Annotated in this window: 3 protein-coding genes; 1 reads left to right on the top strand and 2 read right to left on the bottom strand. The window is 68.2% G+C overall.

Annotated features, from left to right (window positions below):
* Window positions 1–21 precede the first annotated feature (21 nt).
* Both PKD06_RS12025 and PKD06_RS12020 read right to left on the bottom strand, forming a co-directional pair.
* Complete coding sequence (locus PKD06_RS12025) at window positions 22–1,134, bottom strand: zinc-binding dehydrogenase (protein WP_324380422.1); 1,113 nt, start codon at window positions 1,132–1,134, stop codon at window positions 22–24.
* Window positions 1,135–1,279: 145 nt separating this feature from the next.
* Window positions 1,280–1,756, bottom strand: coding sequence for an Lrp/AsnC ligand binding domain-containing protein (locus tag PKD06_RS12020; RefSeq protein ID WP_324380436.1), 477 nt, complete (start codon window positions 1,754–1,756; stop codon window positions 1,280–1,282).
* An 84-nt stretch (window positions 1,757–1,840) separates the two neighbouring features.
* Between PKD06_RS12020 and PKD06_RS12015 the strand changes: the two genes are divergently transcribed.
* Window positions 1,841–3,516 (top strand): proline dehydrogenase family protein (locus PKD06_RS12015; protein WP_324380435.1); only part of this gene is annotated, 1,676 nt, incomplete at its 3' end.

Raw genomic sequence — 3,516 nt, 5'->3', positions numbered from 1 at the left:
CGCGCCGATGGCCGCCGCCCTTCAGAACATGATGACCGGCTTGATCTCCTCGAAATTCTTCATGCGCGTCAGCGCCGTATCGACCTCGTCGAGCGAGTAGCGGTTCGAGATCATCCTCTCGAAGGGAATGTGACTGCCGTGGAGGGAGACGAATTCGAGCGCCTTCCAATAGGCCTTGGCCTGGCCCGAGAAGGAGCCGAGGATGCGCAGCTGCTTGGCCACGATCGCGGAGGGCTTGATCGGGACCTCGCCCTGGCCGAGCTGGCCCACGATCACGTAGTTCCCGCCGCGCCGGGCGAGATCCAGCCCCTCGGCGAAAGCCTTCGGGTGGCCGGCGAATTCCATCACCGTGTCGGCGCCGCGCCCGCCGGTCAGCGACAGCACGCGGTCCAGCCGCTCCTGCGGGCTGGTCGTCTCGACCGAGATCACCTCGTCGGCGCCGAAGGCGGAGGCGATGTCGAGCCGGGCGTCGGGAGCGCCGATCGTCACGACGCGCCGCGCCCCGGACACCTTGGCGACCGCAGTGGCGAGGAGGCCGAGCGGCCCCGCCCCCTGGACGACGACCGTGTCGAGCGGATCGACGCGGCCGAGAAGGTCGAAGGCGTTCATCACCGAGCGGAAGGCGCAGCTCGCCATGCTGGCCAGCTCGTCCGGCACGTTGTCGGGCACGCGCACGCGCCCCGCCTCGGGCACCACGTAGCCGTATTCGGAGAAGCCGCCGAGAAGATGCGGGAACTCCTCCATGCAGACATACATGTACTTCCTGGAATATTGGCAGAGCGTCGGCTCGCGCAGCACCGTGCAGAAATAGCAGCGCCCGCAGGAGGTGTGTGTCCAGGTGATGCGGTCGCCCACCTTGAGGTCCTGGCCGATCGAATCGCGGCCGGCGCCCTCGCCCATCGCGACGATCTCGCCCACCATCTCGTGGCCGAGGATCACCGGCAGGTCGACCCGCAGGCTCAGGTTGCCCTGCCACAGATGGATGTCGGTCCCGCAGATCGAGCAGGCATGGACCTTCGTGACGAGGGCGCCCGGCTCGACCTGCTGCGGAACGGGCACCTCCTCGAGGCAGACCGGCGCCTTGAACTCGCGCACCACCGCAGCGCGGCTGTATTTCGGCAAGCTGCCCCGCATGTCTTCCTCCCCGGCCCGCGCCATGGCGGCGCGGCTCGCTGTCCGGCTGACATACGGGACCGGAGCCGGATCGCCTATCCTCCCCGCCCGCCATTTTTGCCGGGCGGCCGTCCATGCGGGGAGGCGCCCGCAATCCTCCCGGAGCCTACCCGTGATGGGGCAGCCGGACCGGCAGCGGAGCCCCGCTCTTGATCTCCTCCATCACCGCATAGGTCCGCGTCTCCCTGATGCCCGGCAAGGCGAGCAGGACATCGCCCAGGAAGCGGCGATAGGCGGCCATGTCGGCGATGCGCGCCTTGATCAGATAGTCGAAGCCGCCGGCCACCATGTGGCATTCGAGAATCTGGGGCGCGAGCCGGACGGCCCTCGCGAAATGCCCGAAGGCGTCCTGGCTCGTCTTGTCCAGCGAGACCTCGACATAGACGAGCAGCCCGAGGCCGAGGCGCCCCGGATCGAGCCGCGCGCCGTAGCCCGCGATGGTGCCGTCCCGCGTCAGCTTCTTCAGCCGCTCGCCGGTCGCCGTCGGCGAGAGGCCCAGGCGCTCGGCGAGGTCCACCGTCGAGATCCGCCCGTCCTCCTGGAGGATGGCCAGCATCTTCGCATCGATCGCATCCATTTTTATTTCTCTAGAAAAATATCAATTCGTAGTTATATCGACTATAATTTTTCCATATATCCCATCGAACGGCGGCAAGGAAAGCCCTATATGGAGACATCTCCCAACGGACAGCCTCCCATGCCCGCCGCCCCCGCTCCTTTCGCCTCCTTCGCCACGGGGGTGAAGGCGCAGACGCCGCTCCGCGACGCGATCACGGCCGCCTATCGCCGCCCGGAACCCGACTGCGTCGCCGCGCTCCTCGATCCCGCGACCCTGCCTCCCGAGGGAGCCGAGGCCGCCGCCCGCATCGCGCGCGCGCTGGTCGAGGCGCTCCGCGCCAAGGCGAGCCATAGCGGCGTCGAGGGGCTCATCCACGAATATTCGCTCTCCAGCCACGAGGGCGTCGCCCTGATGTGCCTCGCCGAGGCACTGCTGCGCATCCCGGACAAGGCGACCCGCGACGCGCTGATCCGCGACAAGGTCTCGACCGGCGACTGGCGCGCCCATCTCGGCCATTCGCCCTCGCTCTTCGTGAACGCGGCGACCTGGGGCCTGGTCGTGACCGGCCGCCTCACCGCCACGACGAACGAGACGAGCCTGTCCTCGGCCCTCTCGCGACTCATCGGCCGGGGCGGCGAGCCGCTGATCCGCAAGGGCGTCGACATCGCCATGCGGATGATGGGCGAGCAATTCGTGACCGGCCAGACCATCGAGGAGGCGCTCTCGAACAGCCGCGCCATGGAGGCAAGGGGCTTCCGCTATTCCTACGACATGCTGGGCGAGGCGGCGACCACGGCCGAGGATGCGGCGCGCTACCTCGCCGATTACGAGGCCGCCATCCACGCCATCGGCAAGGCGTCGGCGGGACGGGGCATCTACGAGGGGCCCGGCATCTCGATCAAGCTCTCCGCGCTGCATCCGCGCTATGTCCGCGCCAAGATCGGGCGCGTCATGGGCGAATTGCTGCCGCGCGTGAAGGGCCTCGCCCTCCTGGCCCGGCAATACGACATCGGCCTCAACATCGACGCCGAGGAGGCCGACCGCCTCGAAATCTCCCTCGACCTCCTGGAAGCCCTCTGCCTCGATCCCGATCTCGCGGCCTGGAACGGCATCGGCTTCGTCATCCAGGCCTATGGCCGGCGCTGCCCCTTCGTCATCGACTGGCTCGTCGACCTCGCCCGCCGCTCGAAGCGCCGCATCATGGTGCGGCTCGTGAAGGGCGCCTATTGGGACAGCGAGATCAAGCGCGCCCAGACCGACGGGCTGCCCGATTTCCCCGTCTATACCCGCAAGGTCCACACGGACGTCTCGTATCTCGCCTGCGCGAGGAAGCTCCTCGCCGCGCCGGACGCGATCTTCCCGCAATTCGCGACCCATAACGCCCAGACGCTGGCCTCGATCATGGTCATGGCCGGTCCGAATTTCTATCGCGGCCAATACGAGTTCCAGTGCCTGCACGGCATGGGCGAGCCGCTCTATTCCGAGGTGGTCGGCAACCCGCAATGGGACCGGCCCTGCCGCATCTACGCCCCGGTCGGCACGCATGAGACGCTGCTCGCCTATCTCGTGCGGCGCCTCCTGGAGAACGGCGCCAACTCGTCCTTCGTCAACCGCATCGCGGACGAAGCTGTGCCGGTGGAAGGGCTGATCGCCGATCCTGTCGCGCAGGTCCGCGCCATGGCCGCGCCCGGCGCCCCGCACGAGAAGATCAAGGCCCCACCCGCCCTCTACGGCGCGCGGCGCAACTCCGCCGGGCTCGACCTTTCCGACGAGCACCGCCTCGC

The sequence above is a fragment of the Enterovirga sp. genome (genome assembly GCF_035325185.1).
Lineage (GTDB): Bacteria > Pseudomonadota > Alphaproteobacteria > Rhizobiales > Beijerinckiaceae > Enterovirga.
Note: the sequence above shows the minus strand (reverse complement) of the source record. Positions and strands in the feature narration are given on the sequence as shown.

What these genes read in the sequence shown, in the direction of transcription:
- PKD06_RS12025 (WP_324380422.1), bottom strand. Translation starts at nt 1,134, where the DNA reads ATGCGGGGCAGCTTGCCGAAATACAGCCGCGCTGCGGTGGTGCGCGAG.